This window comes from Sphaerisporangium sp. B11E5, from assembly GCF_039871875.1.
Taxonomy (GTDB): Bacteria; Actinomycetota; Actinomycetes; order Streptosporangiales; family Streptosporangiaceae; genus Sphaerisporangium.
Map to the genome: position 1 here is coordinate 140,063 of NZ_JBDPMD010000006.1, position 26,589 is coordinate 166,651.

The 26,589-nt window shown below is 72.9% G+C and carries 27 protein-coding genes; 18 read left to right on the forward strand and 9 right to left on the reverse strand.

Going from position 1 to position 26,589, the window contains the following annotated elements; all coding sequences use genetic code 11:
- Positions 1–3: 3 nt before the first annotated feature.
- Positions 4–717 carry a rhomboid family intramembrane serine protease gene (locus ABGB17_RS08490; protein ID WP_347627262.1) on the reverse strand — a complete coding sequence of 238 codons (714 nt, stop codon included), beginning with the start codon at positions 715–717 and terminating at the stop codon, positions 4–6.
- 118 nt (positions 718–835) lie between these two features.
- Positions 836–1,252 (reverse strand): nitroreductase family deazaflavin-dependent oxidoreductase, encoded by a 417-nt coding sequence (locus tag ABGB17_RS08495; protein WP_347627263.1) that lies wholly within the window; start codon positions 1,250–1,252, stop codon positions 836–838.
- 134 nt (positions 1,253–1,386) lie between these two features.
- On the opposite strand from ABGB17_RS08495, the gene ABGB17_RS08500 reads away from it, so the two are divergent.
- The 5 genes from ABGB17_RS08500 (at position 1,387) to ABGB17_RS08520 (ending at position 6,867) form a co-directional block, all read left to right on the forward strand.
- Positions 1,387–2,871 carry an SDR family oxidoreductase gene (locus ABGB17_RS08500; RefSeq protein ID WP_347627408.1) on the forward strand — a complete coding sequence of 495 codons (1,485 nt, stop codon included), beginning with the start codon at positions 1,387–1,389 and terminating at the stop codon, positions 2,869–2,871.
- Between the two features lie 156 nt (positions 2,872–3,027).
- On the forward strand, positions 3,028–4,416 hold the full coding sequence (locus ABGB17_RS08505) for a cellulose binding domain-containing protein (protein WP_347627264.1): 1,389 nt from the start codon (positions 3,028–3,030) through the stop codon (positions 4,414–4,416).
- Between the two features lie 149 nt (positions 4,417–4,565).
- Positions 4,566–5,633, forward strand: coding sequence for a hypothetical protein (locus ABGB17_RS08510; protein ID WP_347627265.1), 1,068 nt, complete (start codon positions 4,566–4,568; stop codon positions 5,631–5,633).
- Positions 5,634–5,794: 161 nt separating this feature from the next.
- Positions 5,795–6,517: a hypothetical protein gene (locus tag ABGB17_RS08515; protein ID WP_347627266.1), complete on the forward strand. Its 723-nt coding sequence runs from the start codon at positions 5,795–5,797 to the stop codon at positions 6,515–6,517.
- Between the two features lie 107 nt (positions 6,518–6,624).
- Positions 6,625–6,867 (forward strand): hypothetical protein, encoded by a 243-nt coding sequence (locus ABGB17_RS08520; protein WP_347627267.1) that lies wholly within the window; start codon positions 6,625–6,627, stop codon positions 6,865–6,867.
- Here the strand turns inward: ABGB17_RS08520 and ABGB17_RS08525 are convergent.
- Positions 6,830–7,747 (reverse strand): MurR/RpiR family transcriptional regulator, encoded by a 918-nt coding sequence (locus tag ABGB17_RS08525; protein ID WP_347627268.1) that lies wholly within the window; start codon positions 7,745–7,747, stop codon positions 6,830–6,832. The genes ABGB17_RS08520 and ABGB17_RS08525 overlap by 38 nt on opposite strands.
- A 69-nt stretch (positions 7,748–7,816) precedes the next feature.
- Entirely contained in the window at positions 7,817–9,304 is a 1,488-nt protein-coding gene (locus ABGB17_RS08530) for a glycoside hydrolase family 3 N-terminal domain-containing protein (protein ID WP_347627269.1), read from the reverse strand.
- Between the two features lie 209 nt (positions 9,305–9,513).
- On the opposite strand from ABGB17_RS08530, the gene ABGB17_RS08535 reads away from it, so the two are divergent.
- On the forward strand, positions 9,514–10,827 hold the full coding sequence (locus tag ABGB17_RS08535) for a family 10 glycosylhydrolase (RefSeq protein ID WP_347627270.1): 1,314 nt from the start codon (positions 9,514–9,516) through the stop codon (positions 10,825–10,827).
- A 42-nt stretch (positions 10,828–10,869) separates the two neighbouring features.
- Here the strand turns inward: ABGB17_RS08535 and ABGB17_RS08540 are convergent, their stop codons facing one another.
- Complete coding sequence (locus tag ABGB17_RS08540; protein ID WP_347627271.1) at positions 10,870–11,490, reverse strand: hypothetical protein; 621 nt, start codon at positions 11,488–11,490, stop codon at positions 10,870–10,872.
- 151 nt (positions 11,491–11,641) lie between these two features.
- On the opposite strand from ABGB17_RS08540, the gene ABGB17_RS08545 reads away from it, so the two are divergent.
- From ABGB17_RS08545 to ABGB17_RS08590, 10 genes are all read left to right on the forward strand, one after another.
- On the forward strand, positions 11,642–12,871 hold the full coding sequence (locus ABGB17_RS08545) for a BadF/BadG/BcrA/BcrD ATPase family protein (RefSeq protein WP_347627272.1): 1,230 nt from the start codon (positions 11,642–11,644) through the stop codon (positions 12,869–12,871).
- Positions 12,872–13,148: 277 nt separating this feature from the next.
- On the forward strand, positions 13,149–13,910 hold the full coding sequence (locus ABGB17_RS08550) for a DeoR/GlpR family DNA-binding transcription regulator (protein WP_347627273.1): 762 nt from the start codon (positions 13,149–13,151) through the stop codon (positions 13,908–13,910).
- Positions 13,907–14,848 carry a 1-phosphofructokinase gene (pfkB, locus tag ABGB17_RS08555; RefSeq protein ID WP_347627274.1) on the forward strand — a complete coding sequence of 314 codons (942 nt, stop codon included), beginning with the start codon at positions 13,907–13,909 and terminating at the stop codon, positions 14,846–14,848. The genes ABGB17_RS08550 and pfkB overlap by 4 nt, the downstream gene beginning before the upstream one ends.
- Before the next feature lie 67 nt (positions 14,849–14,915).
- A complete protein-coding gene (locus ABGB17_RS08560) occupies positions 14,916–16,079 on the forward strand; it encodes a PTS mannitol transporter subunit IICB (RefSeq protein WP_347627275.1) in 1,164 nt (387 codons plus the stop codon).
- Between the two features lie 6 nt (positions 16,080–16,085).
- Entirely contained in the window at positions 16,086–16,397 is a 312-nt protein-coding gene (locus tag ABGB17_RS08565; protein WP_347627276.1) for a PTS lactose transporter subunit IIB, read from the forward strand.
- Positions 16,390–16,848, forward strand: a complete 459-nt coding sequence (locus tag ABGB17_RS08570; protein ID WP_347627277.1) for a PTS sugar transporter subunit IIA — start codon at positions 16,390–16,392, stop codon at positions 16,846–16,848. Before ABGB17_RS08565 ends, ABGB17_RS08570 begins: the two co-directional genes overlap by 8 nt.
- Positions 16,845–17,885, forward strand: coding sequence for a zinc-dependent dehydrogenase (locus ABGB17_RS08575; protein ID WP_347627278.1), 1,041 nt, complete (start codon positions 16,845–16,847; stop codon positions 17,883–17,885). Before ABGB17_RS08570 ends, ABGB17_RS08575 begins: the two co-directional genes overlap by 4 nt.
- Before the next feature lie 25 nt (positions 17,886–17,910).
- Entirely contained in the window at positions 17,911–18,195 is a 285-nt protein-coding gene (locus tag ABGB17_RS08580) for an HPr family phosphocarrier protein (protein WP_347627279.1), read from the forward strand.
- A 24-nt stretch (positions 18,196–18,219) separates the two neighbouring features.
- Positions 18,220–19,863, forward strand: coding sequence for a phosphoenolpyruvate--protein phosphotransferase (gene ptsP / locus ABGB17_RS08585; RefSeq protein WP_347627280.1), 1,644 nt, complete (start codon positions 18,220–18,222; stop codon positions 19,861–19,863).
- A gap of 160 nt (positions 19,864–20,023) precedes the next feature.
- Positions 20,024–20,563: a hypothetical protein gene (locus ABGB17_RS08590; protein WP_347627281.1), complete on the forward strand. Its 540-nt coding sequence runs from the start codon at positions 20,024–20,026 to the stop codon at positions 20,561–20,563.
- 8 nt (positions 20,564–20,571) lie between these two features.
- Here ABGB17_RS08590 and ABGB17_RS08595 read toward each other — a convergent pair whose 3' ends face one another.
- Positions 20,572–21,393: an SAM-dependent methyltransferase gene (locus tag ABGB17_RS08595; protein WP_347627282.1), complete on the reverse strand. Its 822-nt coding sequence runs from the start codon at positions 21,391–21,393 to the stop codon at positions 20,572–20,574.
- Positions 21,394–21,554: 161 nt separating this feature from the next.
- Positions 21,555–22,112, reverse strand: coding sequence for a hypothetical protein (locus ABGB17_RS08600; protein WP_347627283.1), 558 nt, complete (start codon positions 22,110–22,112; stop codon positions 21,555–21,557).
- Between the two features lie 155 nt (positions 22,113–22,267).
- On the opposite strand from ABGB17_RS08600, the gene ABGB17_RS08605 reads away from it, so the two are divergent.
- Together ABGB17_RS08605 and ABGB17_RS08610 are read left to right on the forward strand one after the other, a co-directional pair.
- Complete coding sequence (locus tag ABGB17_RS08605) at positions 22,268–23,926, forward strand: FAD-dependent oxidoreductase (RefSeq protein ID WP_347627284.1); 1,659 nt, start codon at positions 22,268–22,270, stop codon at positions 23,924–23,926.
- On the forward strand, positions 23,923–25,377 hold the full coding sequence (locus ABGB17_RS08610) for an ATP-binding protein (RefSeq protein ID WP_347627285.1): 1,455 nt from the start codon (positions 23,923–23,925) through the stop codon (positions 25,375–25,377). Before ABGB17_RS08605 ends, ABGB17_RS08610 begins: the two co-directional genes overlap by 4 nt.
- On the opposite strand, the gene ABGB17_RS08615 is transcribed toward ABGB17_RS08610, so the two are convergent.
- Both ABGB17_RS08615 and ABGB17_RS08620 read right to left on the reverse strand, forming a co-directional pair.
- Positions 25,364–25,834, reverse strand: a complete 471-nt coding sequence (locus ABGB17_RS08615) for a DUF6114 domain-containing protein (protein ID WP_347627286.1) — start codon at positions 25,832–25,834, stop codon at positions 25,364–25,366. The two genes, ABGB17_RS08610 and ABGB17_RS08615, sit on opposite strands and share 14 nt — an antisense overlap.
- Positions 25,825–26,508, reverse strand: coding sequence for a DUF6230 family protein (locus ABGB17_RS08620; RefSeq protein WP_347627287.1), 684 nt, complete (start codon positions 26,506–26,508; stop codon positions 25,825–25,827). The genes ABGB17_RS08615 and ABGB17_RS08620 overlap by 10 nt, the downstream gene beginning before the upstream one ends.
- Between the last annotated feature and the right edge of the window lie 81 nt (positions 26,509–26,589).

Here is a 26,589-nt window from a genome sequence, read left to right on the forward strand (position 1 = left end):
GGCTCAGAGCCCGAGGTCGTCCAGTTCCTTGAGCAGGGCGGCCCGGGACGGGTCGGCGGTCGTGGCGGTGGGGGTGGGCCCGCCGATGCCCTTGGCGGCGGGCCCGGCGACCGGACGGGGACCGGCCGCGGCCCGCGGCCGCCGTTCCCGGAACAGCCAGCCGCCGAGGATGCCGCCGGCGAACCCGAACAGGTGGCCCTGCCAGCTGAACGCGTCGGACGGCAGCAGGCCGGTGAACTGGTAGGCGAAGCACAGCGCCATCACCAGCCCGACCACGATGTCGATGGTGTGCCGGTCGAAGATCCCCCGGACCAGGATGTAGCCGAAGTATCCGAAGACCACCCCGCTGGCGCCCGCCGTCACGGCCGAGGGACCGGCGACGAACCACACACCGAGGCCGCTGGTGACCGCGATGAGCGCGGTCACGCCGAGGAACCTCACCACTCCCCGGTAGGCGGCGAGGAAGCCGAACACGAACAGCGGGCCGGAGTTGCCCTCGATGTGCCCCCAGCTCCAATGGAGGAACGGGGCGGTCACCACGCCCGGCAGGCGGGCCGGGTCGCGGGCGACGATGCCGAACGACTGGCTGAGCAGATAGCCCGACAGGGCGTTGACGATCTGCACGATCCAGATGAAGGCCAGGAAGCCGACCATGACCCAGAAGGCCTTCCGGGCCTCGGCGATCATGATCTCGGCCGTGCGGTTGTCGCCGCCCACGGTGCCTCCCTGGCCGCCACGCGCCGGCCCGGCGTGTCCCGGACGGCCGGGAGGTCGCGCCCGCCCCTCCCGGGCGCCATTGTGGCAAATCCCGGTGGGGCGGGCCACCGGCTCCGCGTCAGGAACCGGCGGGAGAAAGCACGACCACCGGGATCTGCCGGTCGGTCTTGGTCTGGTACTCGTCGTACTGCGGCCAGGCGGCGGTCATCAGGCGCCACAGCTCCGGCTTCTCGCCCGGGCCGGCGGTGCGGGCGTCGGCCTGGAACCTGTCCCCCTTCACCTGCACCTCGACCTTGGGGTCGGCCACGAGGTTGTGGTACCACTGCGGCGACTCGGGGGCGCCGCCCTTGGACGCCACGATCACGTAGTCGTCCCCGTGCTTCTGGTAGATCAGCGGGGTGGTGATCCGCCGCCCGCTCTTGCGTCCGGTGGTGGTGAGGAGCAGCACGGAGGTGCCCTGCCAGTCGTGGCCCTCGCGCCCGTCGGTCTCCTGGTACCTGTCGACGTGCTCCTGGCCGAAGAGGAACTGCGCCATGGCGTCATCCTTCTGCTATATGAATCCGGTTCACGGTCTCCTACCTGGAGAACCCGATCTCATGCGTGATCATTCCGGATCCCCCGCGCAACCGGGTAGGTCTCCCGGTACGAAAAGGGAGGACGGGGGTGGACATGACCCGGTGCCTGGTGACCGGCGCGACCGGCTACATCGGCGGGCGGCTGGTGCCCGAACTGCTGAAGGCGGGCCATGAGGTGCGCTGCATGGCGCGCTCGGCGCCCCACCTGCGCGACCAGACGTGGCGGGACCGTGTGGAGGTCGCCGAGGCGGACGCCACCGACCCGGTGGCCACGCGCGCCGCCCTCTCCGGCGTGGAGGCCGCGTACTACCTGATCCACACCATGGGCTCCGGCCGCGATTTCGCCGCCCGCGACCGCCGCGCCGCCCGCACGTTCGCGGCGGCGGCCAAGGAGGCGGGCGTGCGGCGCATCGTCTACCTCGGCGGCCTCACCCCGGGTGATCGCCCGGAGCGGATGTCCGCGCACATGCGATCGCGGGCCGAGGTCGAGCACATCCTGCTCGCCTCCGGGGTGCCGGTGGTCGCGCTGCGGGCTTCGGTGATCATCGGCTCCGGGTCGGTGTCGTTCGAGATGCTGCGTCACCTCACCGAACGCCTGCCGGCGATGACCACCCCGAAGTGGGTCGCCACCCGCACCCAGCCCATCGCCATCCGCGACGTGCTGCGCTACCTGGTCGGCGCCCTGGACGTCCCGCCGGAGGTGAGCCGCGGTTTCGACATCGGCGGCCCCGACGTGCTGACGTACGCCGACATGATGCGGGGCTACGCCGCCGTGGCCGGTCTGCCGCCCCGGCTGATCATCCCGGTGCCGCTGCTCACCACCCGCCTGTCCAGCCTGTGGGTGGGCCTGGTGACGCCGGTGCCCGCGGGCGTGGCCCGCCCGCTGGTGGAGTCGCTGCGCGAGGAGGCGGTCTGCCACGAGCACGACATCGCCCGGTACATCCCCGACCCGCCCGGCGGCCTGATGGGCTTCCCGCAGGCCGTGCGCATGGCGCTGCACCGCATCAAGGAGGCCGGCGTCGCGACCCGCTGGTCCTCGGCCTCCACCCCGGGCGCGCCGAGCGACCCGCTGCCCACCGACCCCGGCTGGGCGGGCGGCAGCCTGTACGCGGACGAGCGGTCGGCGCGGGTGGACGCGCCCCCCGAGGCGCTGTGGCGGGTGATCGAGGGCATCGGCGGCGAGCACGGCTGGTACTCCCTGCCCGTGGCCTGGGAGGCGCGCGGCCTGCTCGACCGCTTCGCCGGGGGAGTGGGCCTGCGCCGCGGCCGCCGCGACCCCCGGCGGCTGCGGGTGGGGGACGCGCTGGACTTCTGGCGCGTGGAGGAGATCGAGCCAGGACGCCTGCTGCGGCTGCGCGCCGAGATGCGCCTGCCCGGCTTCGCCTGGCTGGAGCTGTCCTGCCGCGAGGAGGAGGGCCGCACGGTGTACGGCCAGCGGGCGATCTTCCACCCGCGCGGGCTGCTCGGCCATCTGTACTGGTGGGGCGTCTACCCGCTCCACGGGCTGATCTTCGGCAGTATGGCGCGCAACGTGGCCCGCGCCGCCGCCGCGGAGCCCCGCGCGGGCACCGCCGCGTAACCGGAGCTGAAACTTTCAGCTTTTCCGCAGGTCAAAGGCCAGGTCAGGGGTCGGTGCCCGGCCGGTTCGCGCCGGCGGCACTGGGCGCCACGGTGGGCTCGGCCTACTGTCGCGGTGACTGGGAGCGCTCCCACTCGACGTCCCTCCGGAGTCCACATGAAACGTCATGCCCTACGGGTCCTGATGGCCGTGGTCGCGGCCCTAGGCTCGGTCCTGTTGTCGGTGGCGATCGCCGGCCCCTCGCGCGCCGACACGCTGATCTGCGAGAAGTACGGCTCCACCACGATCAACGGCGGCCGGTACGTCGTCATGAACAACAACTGGGGTGACGACACCCGGCAGTGCATCAACGTCACCAGCACCGGATTCAGGATCACCGAGGCCAGCCACAACAAGCCGCAGAACGGCGCCCCCGGTTCCTACCCCGCCGTCTACGCCGGTTGCCACTACGCCAACTGCAGCAGCGGCAGCAGCCTGCCGATGCGGGTGACCGACAGCCGCTTCTCCACCGTCAGGACGAGCGCCAGCATCTCGGCGCCCTCCTCCGCCGGGGTGTTCGACGCCGCCTACGACATCTGGTTCGACCCGACGGCGCGCACCGACGGCCAGAACACCGGTGCCGAGATCATGGTGTGGCTCGCCCACACCGGCCAGGTCCAGCCGGTCGGCAACCGGGTCGGCTCGGTGAACCTCGCCGGCGGCTCCTGGGACGTCTGGTTCGGCAACATCGGCTGGAACGTCATCTCCTACGTGCGCACCTCGGCGACGTCCTCGATCGACTTCAACGTGGCGACGTTCTGGAACGACGTGGTGAGCCGCGGCTACGGCCAGACCTCCTGGTACCTCACCAGCGTGCAGGTCGGCTTCGAGCCGTGGGTCGGCGGCACCGGCCTGGCCGTCAACAACTTCTCCTACAGCGTCGGCACCGGCGGCGGCGGCGACACGACCGCGCCGAGCGCGCCGTCCAACCTGCGGTCGACCGGCGTCACCTCCAACAGCGTCACGCTGGCCTGGAACGCCTCCAGTGACAACGTCGGCGTCACCGCCTACGAGGTGCTCAGGAACGGCTCGCCCGTCGGCCAGTCCAGCGGCACGTCGTACACCGTGAGCGGCCTGTCGGCCAGCACGCAGTACTCGTTCACGGTGCGGGCCAGGGACGCGGCGGGCAACACCTCGCCGGCGTCGAACGCGGTCTCGGTGACCACCTCGAGCGGCGGCGGCAGTGGCGGGTCCTGCCGGGTGGGCTACTCGGTGAGCCAGTGGAACGACGGTTTCACCGCCACCGTCACCATCACCAACACCGGCGGCTCGGCGCTGAACGGCTGGACGCTCGGCTTCACCTTCCCCGGCAACCAGCGCATCACGTCGGGCTGGAGCGCGACGTTCAACCAGAGCGGCACGTCGGTGACGGCCACCAACATGAGTTACAACGGCAGCATCGCGGCGGGAGCCAACACCTCGATCGGCTTCCAGGCCTCCTACAGCGGCACCAACACGGCGCCGTCGAGCTTCACCCTCAACGGGGCGGCCTGCACGGTGGCGTGATCGCACCGCGGGCAGGGGCCGGGTACGGGCTGCCGTACCCGGCCCCCTTTCTGTCCCGCCTTACCGGAGACGGCGTCCGGGTGGACGGGCTGACGACGCCTGGGGGAGACTGTCGTGATCAATCGCCAGATCCCGACAAGGACTGATTTATGGCCGTGACTCGGATGACCGCGACGGACCCGGCGCCGTTCCACCTGCGCCGGAACACCCGCGACCTCGCCCGGGCCGTCCAGACCCTCGCGGGCAAGCTCCCCGCCCGGGACCTGAAGGAAGTGCTCGCCAAGGCCAACCGCACCGCCGTGCGCAAGGGCGCCACCGCCGCGTTCGGCACGATGAAGCCGCGCCCGGCCGACTGGTACTGCTTCAACGCCGGCGACAACGACACCGTCGACTGGTACCCCCAGGGCGTCGCGTCCAGCTCCGAGGCCGGGCTGCCCGGCGCCAAGGCGCTCGCCGTCACCTGGTACTGGAAACCGGTGGGCGCGCCCGCCGAGCGCGGCATCAGGGTGACGTTCCTTGACACCGCGACGTCGAAGTACCGGCACGTCCTGCTGGTCGCGCCCAAGGACGACACCTACACCCCGATCAACATCCACGCGGGCGGCGTCGCCTGGTACGGCGACCTGATCTACGTGCCGGACACCGCGCGGGGGATGCGGGTGTTCGACACCCGCCACATCTACGAGGTGGCCGGGGACGAGGACCAGATCGGGCTGCGCGACGGCCGCTACCACGCCTACGGCTACCGCTACGTGATGCCGCAGGTGGACGCCTGGACGCTCACGGGCCCCGCCGGATCCGCCCGGTTCTCCTTCGCCGCGGTCGACCGCACCACCACCCCGCACTCCCTGGTCAGCGGCGAGTTCGTCGGGGCGGACGAGGCGCCGCAGCGGGACGGCCGGGTGGCCCGATGGGAGCTCGGCGAGGACGGCACGCTGCGCGCCGGCGACGACGGCGTGGCCCGCGCGGTGAACGCCTTCACCATGCCCGCGGCCAAGATCCAGGGCGGGCTGTGCCACCAGGGACGCTGGTACCTCAGCCAGGCCGGCACGTCGCGGTCCAACGGCGTCCTGCTGACGGCCGAGGAGCGGGAGGCGCCGGTGAGCAAGAAGTGGCCGATCGGGCCGGAGGACCTCACCTGCTGGGCCGAGCGGGGCCAGTTGTGGAGCGTCACCGAGTTCGCCGGGCGCCGGGTGGTGTTCGCCGTCCCGCTGTGACCGTACTTGCAGGTATCTTGCGTGCGCTTGCACGCCCGTGCGGCGGTGGGGCGCAAGCGGGTGTCAATGAACGTTCAGGTGGCGGGCTCTATCACTGAGAGTGCAAGGCCCCCCGGCGGAAGACGACCGGGCCGGGAAGCATCTCAGCAACGGAGAACACCATGAAGCGCACCCTGCTCGGTCTCGCCGCCGCCACCCTCGCCGGCCTGGCCGTCACCGTCACCGTCCCCGCCGGCTCGGCCTCCGCCGCCTCCGACGGCGACTTCGGCCCCGACACCTGCCTGCAGGGGTACGTCTGGCGCGAGGCCCGCCCGTCCGACCACGTCTGCGTCACCGGCGGCGTGCGCGACCGGACCCGCACCGAGAACGCCACCGCGGCCGGCAGGTGGGTCTCCGGCGCCTTCGGCCCGCACACCTGCGTCCAGGGCTACGTCTGGCGTGAGGCCTTCAGCGGCGACGACGTCTGCGTCACCCCGGCGGTCCGCGCGCAGGTCCGCTCGGACAACGCCCTCGCCGCCGCCCGCAAGGTGTCCGCGCGGCTGTGGGTCAACCGGTACACCGTGCCGCCGCGCGACAACGGCGACGGCACCTCCACCACCACCTCGACCGACGACATCCCCCGCATCAAGCTCAGCGGCGACCACTACAACTTCGGCCAGGTCAGGCTGTACATCCGGCTCAACACCGGCCGCACGCTGTGGCAGGGCACCGTGAACGCCACCGCGCACAGCGGCTTCGCCGGCGCGAGCTTCGGCAAGAAGACCGGCGTGTTCGACTGCGCCGCCGCCGGCCGCCCGAGCAACGGCTACGCCCAGGCGTTCGACGTCACCTCGGGCCGCTGGTCCCCGCGGATCCCGCTGCGGGTCGGCTGCGCCGTCCTGTAGCACTCCCCGCCGCGCCCCCGGTGCGGCCTCAGGGCCGACCCTGACTCGTCCCTGAACTCGGCGGCCGGACGCCCCACGCGGGGCCCCGGCCGCTTACCGTCGTGGGCATGGGACGCATACTTCTTGCCATCGCGGTGGTCGTCGCCGCATTCTTCCTGCTCGGCTCGCTCATCGGGCTCATCACCGGCCTGATCAAGTGGGCCCTCATCATCGGCGTGGTCGTCCTCGCCGTCACCATGCTCTCCAAGATCCTTCGCTACGCACCCACTGATCCGCGCGTGACGCCGCCCGCTTCCCCGCTCGGGGCCGTTCTCAGGGAGAACGGCGCGACCGGGGGCGGGACTCGGTGACGAACTCCTTCACCGCGTCGCGGGTGACGCGCAGGGCCTCGTTGGACGACTCCGACGTCCGCTGGGCGACGCCCACGAACACGTAGTCCACCAGCAGGAGCTGGCTGATCCTGCTCGCCAGCGCGCCGGGCCGGAACGCCGTCTCCCGCCCCGCGGAGATCAGCACATGGGTGCACAGCTCCCCGAGGGCCGAGCGCGGGTTGTTGGTGATCGCCACCGTCGTCGCCCCGGCGCGGTGCGCGCGGCGCATCGGCTCAAGGACGTCCGGCGTCTCGCCGGTGCGGCTCACCCCCACCGCGACGTCGCCGGGCCGCAGCAGCACGGCGCTGGTCAGCGCCAGGTGCGCGTCGGTGAACGCGTGGGACGACAACCCGATGCGCATGAGCTTCTGCGCCATGTCGGCCGCCACCAGGCCCGACGCCGCGACCCCGTACACGTCGACCCTGCGGGCCGCGGTGACGGCGTCCACGACCTCGCCGAGCCGCTCGGGGGACAGTTGCGCCGCGGTGTCCTCGATGGCCTGCGCTTCGGCCCGGCTGACCTTGGCGATCACGTCGCACAGCGGGTCGTCGGGAGCGAGGTCGCCGGGGACCAGCCGGTCCGGCCCCTGCCGCGTGGCCGCCGCCGCTGCCGCCGCCGCGGCGAGGGCCAGCCGGAGCTGGGCGTACCCGGAGAACCCCAGGACCCGCGCGGTGCGCACGATGGTGGCCTCGCTGACCGCCGAGGTGGCACTGAGCTCGGTGATGGTGCTCCCCGCGACGGTGGCCGGGTCGTCCAGGATCATCTGCGCGATGATCTGCGCGGACGGTGTCAGTGAGGGAAGCACGGCCCGCACCCGGGCGACCAGGTTCTCAGGGGTCGAGCGCTGCGGGTCGTTCATGGGGGTTCCTTGTCTGTTACCGACACATTACTCAATCATGGGTCTTCCGGACCCATCGCAGCGCGCGGTTCAGGAGGTCGTGAGCCACTCGGCGGCGGCCAGCGCCGACACCCGGGAGTCGCCGTGAGTGGCGAGGTGGACGGCGCCCGACGCCGGGCCGGGCAGGCCCGTCTCGATCACGACGGCGCCGGGACGGCGGTGCAGCGTCTCGCCCAGCACGTCCCGCATCCACGCGTGCCGGTGCGCGTCGTGCGTGACGACCACCACGGGGCTGTCCTGCGGCAGGTCGGGCAGGTCGTGGCCGGGGCCGAGCACCACGGTGCGGGTGCCGGGCAGGCGTGCCGTGAGCGCCTCGCCCGGGCCGTACGGCACCGCGTCGCCGATCGCCTGGTGGGGCCGGGCGGTCATCTGCACCACCAGCGGGGGAGCGGTGAGCACGGGGCGCGCCGGGCGGGCGGGGGTGATCCGCAGGGCGCGGCGGGCGGTGTCCAGGCCGAGACGTGAGACGCCGTGCACGGGGTCCAGGCCGCTCGCGCCGTCAAGACTCGCCGCCCGCGTCGCCTCGGTGTGCCACCGGGCGAGGGCGCGCACCCGGGACGCCGCCTCGGCCAGGCGTTGCTCGGGGAGCCCGCCCTCGTGGACGGCGCGCACGATGCCGTCCCGCAGGGCGGTGACGCTCTCGCCGCCGGGGGAGGTGATGCCGGCGCAGATCGCGTCGGCCCCGGCGGCGAGGGCGAGCACCGCGATCCGCTCCGGGGGGTGCACGGCCGCGACGGCCCGCATCTCGATGGCGTCCGTCACCACGAGGCCGGTGAACCCGAGCTCCTCGCGCAGCAGGCCGGTCAGCACGCGGCGGCTGAGCGAGGCGGGCAGCTCGGGGTCCAGGGCCGGGACCAGCAGGTGGCCGCACATGACGGCCCGCGCCCCGGCGGCGACGGCGGCGCGGAACGGCGGCAGGTCGCGGCGTTCCAGCAGCTCGCGGGAGGCGTGCACGGTGGGCAGGGCCAGGTGGGAGTCGGTGATCGTGTCGCCGTGGCCGGGGAAGTGCTTGGCGCAGGCGGCGACGCCCGTGCCCTGCAGGCCCCGCACCCAGGCGGCGGTGTGGCGGGCGACGAGGTCCGCGGAGGCGCCGAAGGAGCGGATGCCGATCACCGGGTTGGCCGGGTCGGCGTTGACGTCGGCGTCCGGCGCGTAGTCGAGCGTGACGCCGGCGGCGGCGAGCATGCGGCCGATCTCGGTGCCGGTGCGCTCGGTGACGTCCTCGTCGTCCACCGCGCCGAGGGCGGCGTTGCCGGGCCACGAACTGCCGGTGGCGGCCTGCAGGCGGGTGACGGAGCCGCCCTCCTCGTCCACCGCGACGATCACGTCGGGGTTCTCGCGGCGCAGCTCGGCGATCAGCGCCGACGGGCCGGACGGGGGGATGTTGCGGGCGAAGAGCACGACGCCGCCGAGGCCGTCCGCGAGGTGGCGCAGCAGCCAGGCAGGCGCCGTGGTGCCGTCGAAGCCCGGTTGGAGCACCGTGGCGGCGAGTCGGTCGAGATCGGGGCTGTGGGGCATTCGTGTGCCTTCGTTGGTGATGGTTTTACCTGGCTGATGCGGTGGCCGGGGGCGGTGGTGCCGCTGGGGCCTGTGGTCGGTCGTGGGACATGAAGTCCTGTGCCATCTTGCGTATCTTCTATGGAGATTTCCTTCTTTCGCCCCCCGGAAAGGTCACGGCCTGATGACGATTTCCTTCAGGGTGCGCGAAAGTATGGAAGGTTTCCGTCATGTCGGGAGGTGAGTCCCCCCTCGGGTGGCTGGAACGCCCGACGGGCCGGCGGGCCGTGCTCGGCGGCCTCCTCGCCGCGTCGCTGATGCCCCTGGCGTCCTGGGCGTCCCGGGCGGCCACACCGGGGCCCGCCGCCGAGCCGGCCGGTGACGAGGAGCGGCGGATGCGCGGCATGTGGCTCTCGTCGGTGCTCAACTCCAACTGGCCGTCCCGCCCCGGGCTGCCCCCCGCCGTCCAGCGCGAGGAGTTCGCCTCCTGGATGGACCTCGCCGTGTCGCTCAAGCTCAACTCGGTGTTCGTGCAGGTCAGGCCCACAGCGGACGCCTTCTGGCCCTCGCCCTACGAGCCGTGGTCGGAGTACCTCACCGGCGTGCAGGGCCGCGACCCCGGCTACGACCCGCTGGCCTTCATGGTGGACGCCGCCCACGCACGCGGCCTCGCCTTCCACGCGTGGTTCAACCCCTACCGGGTCGCCATGCGCCGGGACGCCCGGCTCGCGCCCGGCCACCCGCTGCTGCGCCAACCGTCCTGGGGGGTCGCGTACGGCGACGGCCTGTACTACAACCCCGGCCTGCCGGAGGTGCGGGCGTTCGTGCAGGACGCCATCATGGACGCCGTCACCCGCTACGACGTGGACGGCCTGCACTTCGACGACTACTTCTACCCCTACCCGCTGGAGGGCCAGGAGTTCGACGACACCCGCGCCTACGCCGAACACGGCGAGGACTTCCCCGACCGCGCCGCCTGGCGCCGCCACAACGTGGACCGCCTCGTCGAGGAACTCTCCGTCCGCGTCCGCCGTGCCAAACCCCACGTGCAATGGGGCATCAGCCCCTTCGGCATCTGGCGCAACGCCACCACCGACCCCCTGGGCTCCGACACCACAGGCTCCCAGTCCTACGACGACCAGTACGCCGACACCCGCACCTGGATACGCAACGGGTGGCTCGACTACGTCGCCCCCCAGCTCTACTGGAACATCGGCCTCCCCGCCGCCGACTACGCCGCACTCGTCCCCTGGTGGTCCGAGGTCGTGGAGGGCACCGGCACCGCCCTGTGGATCGGCCAGCCCGCCTACCGCTCCGGTGCCCCCGGCGAATCCGCGGTGTGGCAGAACCCCGACGAGCTGACCCGCCACCTGACCCTGAACCGCGACTACCCCCGCGTCACGGGCGACATCTTCTTCAGCGCCGCCGACCTCCGCGCCGACCGCCTCGGCGCCATCACCCGCCTGGTCCGCGACCACTACACGACGCCGGCCGCCGCCCCCCGCCTCGCGCGCCTGCCGGACCTCCTGCCCGGCTGGCGCTGACCGTCGTCCCGCCGGCGCCGCCCTGGTGCCGTCGGGATGTGGTCAGGCGCCGGAGAGGGAGAGGACGAGCCACGCCGGGGCGGCGCCGGCGACCACGCCCGCCATGACCTGAGGCCAGGTGTGGTGGGTGACGCGGGTCCTCGACCAGCAGACAACGGCGGTGATCACCGCGCCCACGGCGAGGGTGGGAGCAGGGGGGAGGACGTGGGAGAAGACGACGACCGTGCCCGCGGTGACGGCGGCGTGGAAGGAGATCTTCCACCACAGCGTCACGGGGACGGTCACGGCGAGGCCGGCGAGCATGGCCCCCACCGTGGCCATCAGCAGGGCGGGGGCGCCGAGGGCGGCGAGCAGCGCCAAGGCCGCGATCACCGCCGCCACGGCGACCAGCAGGGGCCGGGTGCGCAGGGAACGGTCCACGATGTGATGGGAGTCCAGGCGGCCGGAACGCACCCCGGCGGCGATCACCAGGGCGGGCACGCCGCCGCACAGCGCCGAGGCGATCAGCCCCCACGCGGCCCCCGGCCAGCCGTCCGACAGCAGCCCGACGACCGGCGGCATGCCGATCACCAGCACCTGGGGGGCGAACACATCGGTGACCCACCGGGCGGCGCGGTACCCGCCGGCCTCGGGCACGGTGCCCGTCACGTCCTCGCCCTCCATGGCGCTCCCGTCGCTCTCGTGCGGTGATCCGGAAGGCAGCCTCCCATACCCGGGCCACGCGCACCGGCCGGTGTCGTGACCTGGACGTCGACCCGTGGGGAAAATCTCCAGCGGACTATACTTCTGCGAAGATATCCGCCCGAGGAGGAGTATGGGATCGCCGGTACGGCTGGTGATCGGACTGGACGGCGGCGGCACCAGCACCCGCTGCGTGGTCGCCACACCGGCCGGTGAGATCGTCGGCCGTGGCCACGCCGCCGGGGCCAACCCCCGCTCCGCCCGCGACCCCGGGGCCAATCTCCTCCGCGCCCTCACCGGCGCCCTCGCCTCCGCCGGCCCCGGCGTGGCCGGTCCCGGCGTCATCGGCGTCTTCGGCCTGGCCGGCGCCAGCGAAGCCGGCCGCCGCCTGGCCCGCGACCTCGCCACCCAGGCATGGCACACCGCCGGCCTGCCCGGCGCCCCCGCCGTGGTCCCCGACATCCTGGTGGCCTTCACCGGCGCCACCCCCGAGCCGTCCGGCACCGTCCTGGTGGCCGGCACCGGAGCCGTGGCCGCCCGCATCGAGTCCCACGAGATCGCCCACCGCGCCGACGGCTACGGCTGGCTCCTGGGCGACGAAGGCTCCGGCATCTGGATCGGCCGCCAAGCCACCCACGCCGCCCTCTCCGCCCTCGACGGCCGCGGCCCCCCCACCGCCCTCACCCCCCGCATCCTCCCCACACTGCTGTCCCCTCCGGACGTCCCCGCACCGCCGTCCCCTCCGGACGTCCCCGCACCGCCGTCCCCTCCGGACGTCCCCGCACCGCCGTCCTCTTCGGACGTTCCCGCGCTCTCGTCCTCTCCGGACGTCCCTGCGTCCTCGTCCTCTTCGGGCGTCCCCGCATCGCTGTCCCGTCCGGACGTTCCCGCGCCGTCGTCCTCTCCGGACATCCGTGCGCCGCTCTCTTCCGCGGCCGACGCGGGCGGCGGCGCGGAAGGCGTGCGCGGCGGGCCCGGACCCGAAGGGGAGGCCCTTGCGCAGGCCATCATCGCCGCCGTCTACGACAGGGAGCCCGCCCGCCTCGGCCTCCTCAGCCCTGTCGTCGAAGCCGCCGCCCGCGAGGGTGACCACGTGGCCCTCACCATCCTTGAGGACGCGGCGCACCGCCTGGTCCGCACCCTGGAGGCCGTGCTCCCCGACCCCTCCCTCCCGGTCGTCCTCGCCGGTTCCCTCCTGACCAACCCCACCCTGGTCGCCGCCCACGTCCGCGCCGCCCTCCCCGCCCACCGCCTCCTCCCCTCCAGGGACGCCGCCGCCGGCGCCGCCGCCCTGGCCCTGCGCGCCACCCACCTCACCGAACCCGAGATCACCGCGGCCCACCGCCGCCTCCTCGCTCTCTGACCCCTGGGTCACCGGCGGATCGCCGCACGTCGGCGCCGGGTTCGCCGTAGCACTCCCGCCGTCCCGGCGCTGATGAAGCCCTCTCGGGGACGGCGAGATGGAGCCGCTCGTGTGGCCCCAGCGTCCCGCAGGCTGCCCGTGGTCGGGCTTGGGGTGATCTTGCGTGCGGGTTTGTGTGGGAATGGGGCTTGATCGTGTGGGTTTGTGTATTGACGGAGCCACTAGGACGGGTATAAACAAAGGCGAAACCAACTTGAAACGGTGGTGAATCAACACGATGTACGCCGAGGAGCGGCAGCAGGAGATCTTGCGGCGGGCGCGGGCTATCGGGCGGGTCGATGTGGTGACGCTGGCCGGGGAGTTCTCGGTGACGACTGAGACGGTTCGCCGTGATCTGACGGTTCTTGAGCGTGCGGGTGTGTTGCGGCGGGTGCACGGGGGGGCCATCCCCGTGGAGCGGCTGGGGTTCGAGCCGGCGTTGGCGGCGCGGGACGAGGTGATGACGGCGGAGAAGGAGCGGATCGCCAAGGCGGCGGTGGGGGAGCTTCCGGAGGACGGGTCGATCATCATCGACGCGGGGTCCACGACCGGGCGGCTGGTGCAGATACTTCCGGCTGACCGGGAGCTGACGGTCATCGTGAACTCACCGCCGCTGGCCACGGTTCTCGCCACGCGGGCCAACCTCAGTGTGATCATGCTGGGCGGCCGGGTGCGCGGGCGCACCCTCGCCACCGTGGACGACTGGGGGCTGCGGCCGCTGGCGCGGCTCAACGTGGACGTCGCGTTCATGGCCGCCAACGGGTGCTCGGTCGCCCACGGGCTCACCACGCCGGACCCGGCGGAGGCCGCCATCAAGCGGGCCATGATCGACGCCGCCAACCGCAGCGTCCTGCTGGCCGACCACACCAAGTTCGGTGACACCTACCTGGCCCGCTTCGCCTCCCTCTCCGAGATCGACGTCGTGATCACCGATTCCGGGGTCGACCCGGCGGTCGCCGCCGAGCTGGCCGCCGCGGGGCCCGAGGTGGTGCGGGCGTGATCCTCACCCTGACCCTCAACCCCAGCCTGGACCGCACCATCGAGATCACCTCCCTGGCGCGCGGCAGCGTGATCCGCGCGGGGACGGCGCGTCTCGACCCGGGCGGCAAGGGTGTCAACGTGTGCCGCGCCCTGCTGGCCAACGACGTCGTCTCGCGCGCCGTCGTCCCGTACGGCGGCGAGGAGGGGCGGCGGCTGCTCGGACTGCTCTCCGCCGAGGGCATCGACATGATCGCCGTCCCGGTGGACGGCCTCACCCGCTCCAACATCGCGCTGGCCGAGCCGGACGGCACCATCACCAAGGTCAACGAGCCGGGCACCGCCCTGTCCGCCGCCGAGGTGGACGCGGTCGCCGAGGCCGTGCTGGCCGCCGCGCACTCGGCCGACTGGGTGGTCGCCTCCGGCAGCCTGCCACCCGGCGTGCCCGTCGACATGTACGCCCGGCTGACCCGCAGGTTCGCCGCGGCCGGCCTCAACGTCGCGATCGACACCAGTGGCCCGGCCCTGCTCGCCGCGCTCGCCTCCGCGCCCGCCATGGTCAAGCCCAACCGCGAGGAGCTCGCCGAGGCCACCGGGTCGTCCCCGCGCACCCTCGGCGAGGCCCTGGACGCGGCCGGCAAGCTACGCGCCCTCGGCGCTGGCGCCGTGCTCGCGAGCCTCGGCCCCGACGGCGCGATCCTCGTGGAGGACGGCCGCGCCTGGTACGGCCGGTGCCCGGTGCCCGAGCCGCGCAGCACGGTCGGCGCCGGCGACGCCATGCTCGCCGGCTTCCTCGCCGCGGGCGCCCACGGGGAGGCGGCCCTGGCGGAGGCGCTGGCCTGGGCGTCCGCCGCGGTGTCCCTGCCCGGCAGCCGGATGCCCGGCCCCGCCGACATCCGCCGCGACGGCGTGCGGATCCTCGAACCCGACCTCGCCCAGCCGTTGACGTCCGGGGGCTGACAGCGGCGCGTTCCACCCCCTTTACGCCGGCCCCGCGCCGGTCGCCCCGGAAGGAGCATCAAGAGATATGGCCGACACCTACACCCCAGCGGTGACCGGCACCGGGATCAAGGCCTCGATCCAGCGGTTCGGCGGTCACCTGGCCGGCATGATCATGCCCAACATCGGCGCGTTCATCGCCTGGGGCCTGATCACCGCCTTGTTCATCCCCACGGGGTGGCTGCCCAACGAGACGTTCGCCAAGCTCGTGGGCCCGATCATCTCCATGCTGCTGCCGATCCTCATCGGCTACACCGGCGGCCGCATGGTGCACGGCCAGCGCGGCGCCGTGGTCGGCGCGGTCGCCACCATGGGCGTCATCGTCGGCACCGAGGTCCCCATGTTCCTCGGCGCCATCCACGAGATCATCGGCCCGCTCGCCGCGTTCCTGCTGAAGCTGGTGGACGGCTTCACCAGCGAGCGCACCAAGGCCGGCTTCGAGATGCTGGTGGACAACTTCACCGCCGGCATCGTCGGCGGCGCGATGGCGCTGGTGGGCCTGGTGGCGATCGGCCCGGTGGTGAGCGCCGTCACCGACGTGGCGGGCGACGCCGTGTCGTGGCTGATCGGCCACAGCCTGCTGCCGCTCGCCTCGGTGCTCATCGAGCCCGCCAAGGTGCTGTTCCTCAACAACGCCATCAACCACGGTGTGCTCGGCCCGCTCGGCGTCGCCGAGGCGGTGCGCGAGGGCAAGTCGATCCTGTTCATGCTGGAGTCCAACCCCGGCCCGGGTCTCGGCCTGCTGCTCGCCTACATGTTCTTCGGCCCGAGGCTGCTGCGCCCGAGCACTCCCGCCGCGATCGTCATCCAGTTCCTCGGCGGCATCCACGAGATCTACTTCCCGTACGTGCTGATGAAGCCGCGGCTCATCCTCGCCGTGATCGCCGGCGGCGCCTCCGGCGTGCTGGTCTTCATGGTGACCGGCGCCGGTCTGGTCGCGACGCCCGCGCCGGGCAGCATCTTCGCCTACCTCGCGGTCACCCCCAAGGGCGGCTGGTTCGGCGTACTCGCCGGAGTCGTCATCGCCGCCGCCGTGAGCTTCGTGGTCGCCTCGGCCCTGCTCGGCTTCGGCCGCGCCAACGGCGACCAGGCCCCCGAGGCGGTGGAGGGCGGCGACGCGTCCGCGCGGACGCAGGACGTCGTCAGCCCCGCCACCGCTGACAGGACCCAGCCCGCCGACAGAGAGGTGTGACACGCCATGCCCAGCATCGACAGCAAGGACATCAAGACGATCGTGGTCGCGTGCGACGCGGGGATGGGCAGCAGCGTCATGCTGGCCGGCACGCTGCGCAAGGCACTGAAGGGCCGGTCGATCGAGGTCAGGCACACGCCGGTCAACTCGATCCCGGCCGACGCCGACGTCGTCGTCTGCCACACCGGGCTCGCCGAGCGGGCCGCCAAGAGCGTCGCCCCCGGCACCGTGCTGATCCCGTTCCAGCTCTTCATCGGCGACCCGGCCGTCACCAAGCTGGTCGCCACCATCAAGAGCGGCGGCACCGTCGATGCCTGAGACGGCACCGCTGCCGCTCGACCCGCGGGCCATCCGCCTCGACGCCGACGCCGGATCGCGCGACGACGCGATCCGGCAGGCCGGGCAGGCCCTGCTGGCGGCGGGCGCCATCGACCCGTCCTACATCGACGCCATGCTCGAACGGGAGCGCAGCATCTCCACGTACGTCGGCGAGGGGGTGGCGATCCCGCACGGCACCCTGGCCGGCAAGGAGGCCGTCCACCACGACGCGATCAGCGTGGTGCGCTTCCCGCGCGGCGTCGACTGGGACGGCGAGCGGGTGGTGCTGTGCATCGGCATCGCCGCCAAGGGGAACGGCCACGTGGAACTGCTGTCCGAGCTCGCCGACATCCTCATGGACCCCGGCCGGGCCGAGGCGCTGCGCGAGGCGCCCGATCCCGAACACGTCATCCGGCTCATGCAGCCCGTCAGAGAGGAAACCTTCGAGTGAAGGTCGCACGGTTCCACGCCCCCGGTGACATCCGCGTGGAGGACGCCCCCGAGCCCGCGCCCGGGCCCGGTGACGTCAAGATCCGGGTCCGCAACTGCTCCACCTGCGGCACCGACGTCAAGATCTTCAAGCACGGTCACCACCACATCCGGCCGCCCCGCGTCATGGGGCACGAGATCGCCGGCGAGGTCGTGGAGACCGGCGCGGAGGTGACGGGCTGGGCGCCGGGCGACCGCGTGCAGGTGATCGCCGCCATCCCGTGCGGCCGGTGCGAGGAGTGCCGGCGCGGGCGGCTCACCGTGTGCCCCGACCAGGAGTCGATGGGGTACCACTACGACGGCGGGTTCGCCGAGTACATGGTCGTCCCGGCCAAGGTGCTCGCGGTGGACGGCCTCAACCGCATCCCCGACGGCGTCGGGTTCGACGAGGCGTCGGTGGCCGAGCCGCTCGCGTGCGTGCTGAACGGCCAGGAGCTCGCCCGGGTCGGAGAAGGCGACGACGTCGTCGTCCTCGGCGCGGGGCCGATCGGATGCCTGCACGTGCGGCTGGCCCGCTCGCGCGGCGCCGGGCGGGTCGTGCTGGCCGACCTCAACCCCGAGCGGCTCGCCATGGCCGCCGAGCGGGTGCGGCCGGACGAGACGATCGGCGGTGCCGGCGTGGACATGGTGGACGAGGTGCTGAAGCTCACCGGGGGCCGCGGCGCCGACGTCGTGATCACGGCCGCGGCGTCCGGCGCGGCGCAGGAGCAGGCGCTGCAGATGGCCGCCCGCCAGGGGCGCATCAGCTTCTTCGGCGGCCTGCCCAAGGACGACCCGATCATCCGGCTCGACTCCAACCTCGTGCACTACCGCGAGCTGACCGTCGTCGGCGCCAACGGCTCGAGCCCTCACCACAACGCCCAGGCCCTGGCTCTGATCGCGAGTGGCGCGGTGCCCGTCGCCGACCTCGTCACCCACCGCATCCCGCTCACCGAGGTGCTGGACGGCATCGACACCGTGGCCCGCGGTGTCGCCATCAAGGTCACCGTGGAGCCCTGACCCCGCCTGCTGCGAAGGAAGTCCCATGCCACAGAAGACCGTCGTCATCGGGTCGAGCAGCGGCCTGCACGCCCGCCCCGCCAAGCTGTTCGTGCAGGCCGCGGCCCGCCAGCCCGTCCCGGTGACGATCAGCGTCCCCGGCCGCAAGCCCGCCCCCGCCAAGAGCATGCTCGCCGTCCTCGCCCTCGGCGCCACCCACGGCACCGAGGTCACCCTGGAGGCCGAGGGCCCCGGCGCCGAGGAGGCCCTGACGGCCCTCGCCGCCCTGCTGGCCCGCGACCTGGACGCCGAGGAGCCCGCCGATGCGTGACCGCCGCGGACGGGGAGGCGGGCGATGAGCGGCACGGCACGGGGACTCGGGGTGAGCCCCGGGCGGGCGGCGGGACGGGCGTACCGGATGGCGCGCCCGCCGGCGCTGCCGCCCCCGGCGCCGGTGGCGGACGCGGCGGCCGAGATCGCGGCGGCCGGGGAGGCGCTGCGGTCGGTGGCCGAGCACCTGGAGCGGCACGCCGCCAAGGCGGCCGACCCGGAGGCCCGTGCCATCCTGGAGGCGCAGAGCATGATCGCGGCCGACCCCATGCTGCTGGAGTCGGTCGAGGAAGGTGTGGCCGCCGGGCTCGGCGCCGCGCACGCCATCGACGCGGGCTGCGCCCGGCACCGGGAGGCGCTGCTGGAGGCGGGCGGCTACTTCGCCGACCGGGCGGGCGACCTGGACGACATCCGCGACCGCGCCGTCGCGGCCGTGCTCGGCCTGTCCATGCCGGGTGTGCCCGACCCCGGCCACCCGTACGTCCTGATCGCCGACGACCTCGCCCCCGCCGACACCGCCGGGCTGGACACCGCGACCGTGCTCGCGCTCGTCACCCTGCGGGGCGGCCCCACCAGCCACACCGCCATCCTCGCGCGCGCCCTCGGCCTGCCCGCCGTCGTGGCCTGCCACGGCGCCGCGGCCGTCGAGGACGGCACCTGGGTGGCCGTGGACGGCGACACGGGCGAACTGGTGATCGGCGTGGCCGAGGACGAGGCCGCCCGCGTCCAGCACGAGGCGGCCGAGGCCCGCGAGCGCGCCGCCGCGAGCACCGGCCCCGGCGCCACCGCCGACGGCCACCCCGTCCCGCTGCTGCTCAACATCGGCTCCGCCAAGGACCTGCGCCCCGGCGCCGAGGGCGTCGGCCTGTTCCGCACCGAGTTCCTGTACCTGGACCGCGCCGGCGCCCCCACCTTCGAGGAGCAGGTGGAGGCCTACACCGCCGTCCTGCGCGCCCTCCCCGGCCGCAGGGTCGTCGTCCGCACCCTGGACGCCGGCTCCGACAAACCCCTGCCCTTCCTGGGCCTCCCCGAGGAGGAGAACCCCGCCCTGGGCCTGCGCGGCCTCCGCACCGCACGCAGCCACCCGGAGGTCCTCGACACCCAGCTCCGCGCCATCGCCGAGGCCCACCGCGCCTGCGAGGCCGACACCTGGGTCATGGCCCCCATGGTGAGCACGGTCACCGAAGCCGCCGCCTTCGCCGCCAGGGCCCGCGCCCACGGCCTCCCCAAGGCCGGCGTCATGATCGAGGTCCCCGCCGCCGCCCTGCACGCCGACCGCCTCCTGCGCGAGGTCGACTTCCTCAGCATCGGCACCAACGACCTCGGCCAGTACACCTTCGCCACCGACCGACAGCACGGCGACCTCGCCGACCTGCTCGACCCCTGGCAGCCCGCCCTCCTCCACCTGGTCCACCTGTGCGGCGAGGCGGGCCGCGCCGCGGGCAAACCGGTAGGCGTCTGCGGCGAGGCGGCCGCCGACCCCCTCCTCGCCCCGGTCCTCGTGGGCCTCGGCATGACCAGCCTCTCCATGTCCGCCCCGAGCGTGCCCGCCGTCCGCGCGGCTCTCAGCACCCGCACCCTGGCGTCCTGCGCTGAGCAGGCACACCTGGCCCTCACCGCCCCCGGCCCCACCGCCGCCCGCGAGGCGGTCACCACGAGCACCCGCTGATCCGCTCCCCGCGCACGGGCCGAGGCTGGGCCGGCTCCGGGCGCCGCGAGCGGGCAAGCGGGCCGGCCCGCCGTACCGCGACCTGTCACACCGCCGGTACGGCGGGCCCTCGCGGGTTTCGCGGTACCTGCGGGGGATTCGCGCGCTAGGGTGCGGGGCCATGACGGGTGGAAGCGGACGGAAGGAGCGCCCGGGCGGCGCGAGGACGGCACGCTCCACGTCCCCCAGGGTGCGCGCCCACTACCGGAAGACGTCCTCCGGGTACGTCAAGGTGCGCGGCCACTACCGGCAGGCGCAGGCCACCAGGTGGGCCGGAGCCTCCATGGCCGTCCTCGCCTTGGTCATCACCCTTGTCGGCGCCGCCCTCACGGCGATCAGCGCCGACCTCTTCGGCCCGCGCAGAGGCACCGCCCACGGCCCCGCGGTCACCGCCACCCGGACCATGACCGTCACCCCGGAGGTCACGCCGCCGGCCCCGAGGGCCACCGTCACCGTCACGGCGGGCCCGGAGATCCACGTCGTGCTCCCGTCGTCCATCGCCATCGCGGTCGACTCAAGCTCCGGCGACCAGGGGGACGGCGGGGTCGGGTTCATCACGGCCCTCACGGGTTTCTTGACAGGGGTGAGCGCTGTGATGACGGGGGTCGCGGCGTGGATCACTGCCCGGCAGAGGCGCGCGGAGAAGGAGGACCCGGCCTGATCAGGGGGTCAGGGTTTGCGGCCGACGGCGCAGAACTGGGAGACCTGTTCCTGGGCGTCGAAGTCGTCGGGGTCGGCGCGCCACTGGGAGCAGGAGACGATGCCGGGGTCCAGGAGGTCCAGGCCCTCGAACCAGCGGGCGATCTCCTTGGGGGAGCGCAGGACCATCGGGGCGGAGCCGGCGGCGTTCCACTGCCGGACGGCTTCCAGCATGGCGTCGGTGTGGACCTCGGCGGTGGGGTGGGCGACGACGAGGTGGCTGCCGGAGGGGACGGCGGCCAGGATGTGGCGGACGATCTCGGCGGCCTCGGCGTCGTCGGTGATGAAGTTGAGGATGCCGAGGAGCATCACGGCGACGGGGCGGCCGAGGTCCAGGGTCTCGCGGGTGCGGTCGAGGACCATGGCCGTCTCGCGGATGTCGGCCTCGATGTAGTCGGTGGCGCCTTCCTCGGTGCCGACCAGCAGGGCGCGGGCGTGGGTGAGCACGATGGGGTCGTTGTCGACGTAGACCACGCGGCAGTCGGGGGCCAGGGCCTGGGCGACCTCGTGGGTGTTGGCGGCGGTGGGGAGGCCGGTGCCGATGTCGAGGAACTGGCGGACGCCGGCCTCGGCGACGAGGTGGTGGACGGCGCGGCCGAGGAACGCGCGGTCGGCGCGGGCGGAGTCGACCAGGGCGGGCATCACCTTGAGTATCTGGTCGCCGATCTGCCGGTCGGCGGCGAAGTTGTCCTTGCCGCCCAGCCAGTAGTTCCAGACCCGTGCCGAATGCGCCACCGTCGGGTCGATCTTGGTGGGTGGTTCCGGGCCGGAGAGCGGCGTACTTTCGGACACAGGTGAGGCTAACCCTTCTCGCCGTCATGCCATGAGATCGTGCAGAAGGTCAGCGTAGCCCTCGAAGCCCATAAAACACGGTATTTCCGGGCCAAGTCGGTAGTTGCGCCATCAGAAGTTTCGGACGACATCAATCCACGCGACGACTCAATCGGCGGCGCTCAGGGCGAGGCGTCGGTCACCCGCTGCCACTGCGGGTCGCGGTACAGCACCACCGAGGTGCCGCGCAGCAGCTCGTCGGGCGCGGAGAGCATGACCAGCTCGCCGCCCGCCTCCATGGCGCGCAGCAGGTCGCGCACCCGCGGCCCCACCGGCAGCCGCCCGACCGGCAGGTCCAGCTCCAGGCGGATCATGTCGGCGACCTCCGACAGCCGGAACGGTCCCTCGAAGCGCGCCACCATGTCGCGCACCAGGGCGCTCGTGATGAGCTGCTCGGCCTCGCTGTGCGCGACCTCCCAGACGAGCTGGACGTCGCGCTTGCCGGTCGCCGCGCACGCCGCGCAGCGCCGCACGAAGCCCGGCACGATCTCCTGGTCGGCCGAGCCGAGGCAGGCCGAGCACTGGCCGGTCTCCATCGCGTGCAACTCGGCCGCCACCCGGTCGGGCAGGGGCTTCGCGCACGCGCACCGGAAGCGGCGGAACCCGCCTTGGACCAGCACGACGTCGTCGGCGTCGTCCGGGATCTCTTCCCACTGCGCGGTGATCGTGTGACTCGTCATCGCCTGCGACTCTACCCAGTCGGCTTCCGTCGAGCAGCGGCGCCTATCCCGTCATTCCCGGAATTCTCGCGATTTCCGGAAACGAGCGCTATCATCCCGGCCGCGAGGACGGGCCCGGGGGGCGCCGCGCTCCAGGTAGCGCTTAGATTTGAGCCATGGCGAACCCCGCGATCCTGACCGTAGACGACGACCCGGCCGTCTCGCGGTCGGTGGCAAGAGACGTCCGCCGCCGTTACGGTGACCGGTACCGTGTGGTCCGCGCCGACTCCGGGCCCTCGGCCCTGGAGGCGCTGCGCGAGATCAAGCTCAGAGGCGAGCAGGTGGCCCTGATGCTCGCGGACTACCGCATGCCCGAGATGAACGGCATCCAGTTCCTCGAATCCGCCATGGACATCTTCCCGCGCGCCCGCCGCGTACTGCTGACCGCGTACGCCGACACCGACGCCGCCATCGACGCGATCAACGTCGTCGACCTGGACCACTACCTGCTCAAGCCGTGGAACCCGCCGGAGGAGAAGCTCTACCCGGTGGTGGACGAACTGCTGGACGCGTGGCTCGCCGCGCCCGACCTGTCGATCCCGGACACCAAGGTCGTCGGCCACCGCTGGTCGGCCCCCTCGTTCGCCGTCCGCGACTTCCTCGCCCGCAACCTCGTGCCCTACCGCTGGCTCACCTGTGACGACGCCGAGGGCATGCGCCTTCTGGCCGCCGCGGGCGCGGGCCCCGACGACGTGCCGCTGGTCATCACGCCGGACGGCGTCACCCTGGTCAAGCCCACCGAGAGCGCCCTCGCCGCCCACGTGGGCCTCACCACCACCCCCGCCGAGGAGTTCTACGACCTCGTGGTGGTCGGCGCGGGCCCGGCCGGCCTCGGCGCCTCGGTGTACGGCGCCTCCGAGGGCCTGCGCACCGTGCTCGTGGAGCAGCGCGCCACCGGCGGCCAGGCCGGCCAGAGCAGCCGCATCGAGAACTACCTCGGCTTCCCCGACGGCGTGTCCGGCGCACAGCTCACCGACCGGGCCCGCCGCCAGGCGCAGCGCTTCGGCGCGGAGATCCTCACCACCCGCGAGGTCGTCGCGCTGGACTCCTGCGGCTCCACCCGCCTGATCCGCTTCTCCGACGGCACCTCCGTGGCCGCGCACACCGTCGTGCTCGCCACCGGCGTGGCCTACCGCCTGCTGGACGTCCCCGGCCTCGCCGAGATGACCGGCCGCGGCGTGTTCTACGGCTCGGCGGCCACCGAGGCGCCGAGCTGCTCGGGCGAGGAGATCTACATCGTCGGGGGCGCCAACTCGGCGGGCCAGGCCGCGGTGTACTTCTCCCGGTACGCCCGCCAGGTCCACATGCTGATCCGCGGCCCCGACCTGACCCGGTCCATGTCGAGCTACCTGGTCGACCAGATCGCGGCCATCCCCAACATCGAGGTCCACCCCCACACCCAGGTCGTCGGCGCCGGTGGCGGCGAGCACCTGGAGACCCTCAGCCTGTGCGACCCCCGCTCGGGCCAGGTCCGCGAGGTGCACACCTCGTGGTTGTTCATCTTCATCGGGGCCGAGCCGCGCACCGACTGGCTGGACAAGGCCGTCGTGCGCGACCGGAACGGCTTCGTGCTCACCGGCTCCGACCTGGTGGTGGACGGCCGGCGTCCCCCGGGGTGGGCACTGCCGCGCGACCCGTACCACCTGGAGTCCAGCATGCCCGGCGTCTTCGCCGCGGGCGACGTGCGGGCCTACTCGGTCAAGCGGGTCGCCTCGGCGGTGGGGGAGGGCGCGATGGCGGTCTCACTGATCCATCGCTACCTGGAGGCCCAATGACCGAGGTCGACGACCGCGACGGCACCCGCCCGACCGGCGACCGCCTCACCGCGGACGAGCTGCGCACCCTGTTCCTGTTCGAGTCGCTCAACGACGAGCAGCTCGCCAGGATCCAGGAGCAGGGCCGGGTGGAGCGGTACGCGGGCGGCGCGGTCATCTGCCGCGAGGGCGAGCCCGCCACCTGCTTCTACGTGCTGCTGCACGGCACCGTGGCGCTGAGCAGGCTCGTGCACGGCGACGAGGTCGAGTTCAACCGCACCGAGCAGCGCGGCGTCTACACCGGCGCCGTGCAGGCCTACCTCGCCGGCCGCATCGACCAGGTGTACGCCTCGAGCACGCACGCCGTCACCGACGTGGAGATGTTCGTGCTGCCCGCCGACGTGCTCGGCGGGGCGCTGCGCGAGTGGTTCCCGATGGCCACCCACATGCTGGAGGGCCTGTTCTTCGGCATGCGGGCCACCCAGACCATCATCGGCGAGCGGGAGCGGCTGCTCGCCCTCGGCTCGTTGTCGGCCGGGCTCACCCACGAGCTGAACAACCCGGCCGCGGCGGCCGTGCGGGCCACCGCCGTGCTGCGCGAGCGGGTCGCCGGCATGCGGCACAAGCTCGCCATGATCGCCGACGGCCGGCTGGACGGCACGCGGCTGCGGCGCCTGGTGGAGCTGCAGGAGGAGGCCGTCAAGCGGGTGGCGACCGCCCCGCCGCTGTCCCCGCTGGCCACCGCCGACGCCGAGGACGCCTTGTGCGACTGGCTGGACGACCACGACATCACCGGCGGCTGGGAGATCGCCTCCACGCTGGTCGCGGGAGGCGTGGACGCCGAGTGGCTGGACCACATCGCGGGCGCGGTCGGCGGCGAGAACCTGGAGTCGGCCGTCAGGTGGCTCACCTACACGGTCGACACCGAGCAGTTGATGAACGAGATCGACGACGCGGTGACCCGGGTGTCCTCCCTGGTGGCGGCGGCCAAGCAGTACTCACAGCTCGACCGCGCGCCGCACCAGACGGTCGACGTGCACGACCTGCTGAACGCCACGCTCACCATGATGCAGGCGAAGGTCCCGCAGGGCGTGCGGGTGGTCAAGGAGTACGACCACACGGTGCCGTCGATCCCGGCGTACGCCGCCGAGCTCAACCAGGTGTGGACCAATCTGATCGACAACGCCTTCTGCGCGATGCGTGAGGACGGCGGCACGCTGACCGTGCGCACCGGGCACGAGGCGGACCGCGTCTTCGTGGAGATCGGCGACACCGGGCACGGCATCCCGCCGGAGGTGCGGCCCCGCATCTTCGAGCCGTTCTTCACCACCAAGCCGGTCGGCGAGGGCACCGGGCTCGGCCTGGACATCTCCTACCGGATCATTGTGAACAAGCACCACGGGGACATCCAGGTGGAGTCCGTGCCCGGCGACACCCGCTTCCGGGTGGTGCTCCCCGTCACCGAGATCTGACCACGTCCCCGCCCGTCACCGGCTCCGTCTCCGGGGCCGTCTCCGGCTCTGTCTCCGGGGCCGGTGCCCGGCGGGCGGGGCAGGGTGTCCAGGCGGCGGTGGTGGCGCCGCCGAGCAGGCCGAGGAACGCGCCGAGCAGGAAGCCGCCGATGTTGGCGTACACCACCGAGGCGGCCGACAGCAGGACGGCCGTCACGCCGAGGAACACCCGCTGGGCGGGCTGCAGCAGGATCACCACGCCGAGCAGGATCAGCGTGATCGACAGCATGTAGGCGATGCCCGCCCCCGGCGAGTGGGTGGCCACGAACAGCGCCCGGCTGCTGAACGGGATGCTGAGCAGCTCCGCCCCCGCCACCACCGTGCACACCCCGCCCCAGAACGGCCTGCTCCGCTGCCACGCCCGCACGTGCCGCACGGCGGACGACGCCCGGGCCCGGCGCAGCCCTCTCAGAAACATTCCGGCCCGTTCCTGCGGACGGTGACTTTGGCGTCAGGGATGCTGAACATGTCGGCGGTGACCGCCCAGTTGACCTCGCGGAAGTTCCGGACGACGCCGGAGCTGCCCTGCTGGCCGAAGTCGCCGGGCGGGCCGGTGAAGCCGGGGACGGCGTCCAGGGTGGCGGCGTCCCGGTTCACCTCCAGGTCGAAGTAGGTGACGTCGCCGGCCAGCATCGCCTCGTAGGTGGTGAGGTTCCTGGCCGTCACGGGCCGGTCGTGCCCGCCGGTCGCCCGGAGCGTCACCGGCCCGATGGGGGTGTGCATGATGACGCTCTGGCAGAAGTCGATGGCCGTGATGTGCGAGATCTTGTTGACCAGCACGGGGATGTGCTCTCCCGCGTGGTTCACCACGAAGCCGCCGTACGACGCGAACGGTCCCTGCCGCACCTCCGCGGCGGACGCCTTGATCCTGCCGTCGGCCACGATGAACGCCGCGCCGATCGCGCCGCGCAGGATCCCGTCCACCAGCAGCGCCATCACCAGCGCCCCCGGCACGAAGACCAGCGCGAACCGCGTCCATCGGACTCGTCCTTCTACCCGCATGCGGCCCCCGTCCACCCGCGCGCGGTTCCCCCGGCGCACGACCCCGACGAAGATCATGAATTCCCGGCCGGTGCGCGCGAAAACCACCACGCTCCCCAGGACATCGCTAAGGCTGCCCCCGCGTGCAGTAGGGATGGGTGACATAAGTGGTCAGACAGGGAGATAGCCCAG

Coding starts and splice junctions, on each gene's coding strand:
- ABGB17_RS08610 (WP_347627285.1), top strand. CDS start 23,923: ATGACCGAGGTCGACGACCGCGACGGCACCCGCCCGACCGGCGACCGC.
- ABGB17_RS08565 (WP_347627276.1), top strand. CDS start 16,086: ATGCCCAGCATCGACAGCAAGGACATCAAGACGATCGTGGTCGCGTGC.
- ABGB17_RS08580 (WP_347627279.1), top strand. CDS start 17,911: ATGCCACAGAAGACCGTCGTCATCGGGTCGAGCAGCGGCCTGCACGCC.
- ABGB17_RS08600 (WP_347627283.1), bottom strand. CDS start 22,112: ATGACGAGTCACACGATCACCGCGCAGTGGGAAGAGATCCCGGACGAC.
- ABGB17_RS08550 (WP_347627273.1), top strand. CDS start 13,149: ATGTACGCCGAGGAGCGGCAGCAGGAGATCTTGCGGCGGGCGCGGGCT.
- ABGB17_RS08525 (WP_347627268.1), bottom strand. CDS start 7,747: ATGAACGACCCGCAGCGCTCGACCCCTGAGAACCTGGTCGCCCGGGTG.
- ABGB17_RS08505 (WP_347627264.1), top strand. CDS start 3,028: ATGAAACGTCATGCCCTACGGGTCCTGATGGCCGTGGTCGCGGCCCTA.
- ABGB17_RS08495 (WP_347627263.1), bottom strand. CDS start 1,252: ATGGCGCAGTTCCTCTTCGGCCAGGAGCACGTCGACAGGTACCAGGAG.
- ABGB17_RS08510 (WP_347627265.1), top strand. CDS start 4,566: ATGGCCGTGACTCGGATGACCGCGACGGACCCGGCGCCGTTCCACCTG.
- ABGB17_RS08500 (WP_347627408.1), top strand. CDS start 1,387: ATGACCCGGTGCCTGGTGACCGGCGCGACCGGCTACATCGGCGGGCGG.
- ABGB17_RS08535 (WP_347627270.1), top strand. CDS start 9,514: ATGTCGGGAGGTGAGTCCCCCCTCGGGTGGCTGGAACGCCCGACGGGC.
- ABGB17_RS08590 (WP_347627281.1), top strand. CDS start 20,024: ATGACGGGTGGAAGCGGACGGAAGGAGCGCCCGGGCGGCGCGAGGACG.
- ABGB17_RS08560 (WP_347627275.1), top strand. CDS start 14,916: ATGGCCGACACCTACACCCCAGCGGTGACCGGCACCGGGATCAAGGCC.
- ptsP (WP_347627280.1), top strand. CDS start 18,220: ATGAGCGGCACGGCACGGGGACTCGGGGTGAGCCCCGGGCGGGCGGCG.
- ABGB17_RS08540 (WP_347627271.1), bottom strand. CDS start 11,490: ATGGAGGGCGAGGACGTGACGGGCACCGTGCCCGAGGCCGGCGGGTAC.
- ABGB17_RS08615 (WP_347627286.1), bottom strand. CDS start 25,834: ATGTTTCTGAGAGGGCTGCGCCGGGCCCGGGCGTCGTCCGCCGTGCGG.
- ABGB17_RS08515 (WP_347627266.1), top strand. CDS start 5,795: ATGAAGCGCACCCTGCTCGGTCTCGCCGCCGCCACCCTCGCCGGCCTG.
- ABGB17_RS08605 (WP_347627284.1), top strand. CDS start 22,268: ATGGCGAACCCCGCGATCCTGACCGTAGACGACGACCCGGCCGTCTCG.
- ABGB17_RS08520 (WP_347627267.1), top strand. CDS start 6,625: ATGGGACGCATACTTCTTGCCATCGCGGTGGTCGTCGCCGCATTCTTC.
- ABGB17_RS08570 (WP_347627277.1), top strand. CDS start 16,390: ATGCCTGAGACGGCACCGCTGCCGCTCGACCCGCGGGCCATCCGCCTC.
- ABGB17_RS08545 (WP_347627272.1), top strand. CDS start 11,642: ATGGGATCGCCGGTACGGCTGGTGATCGGACTGGACGGCGGCGGCACC.
- ABGB17_RS08530 (WP_347627269.1), bottom strand. CDS start 9,304: ATGCCCCACAGCCCCGATCTCGACCGACTCGCCGCCACGGTGCTCCAA.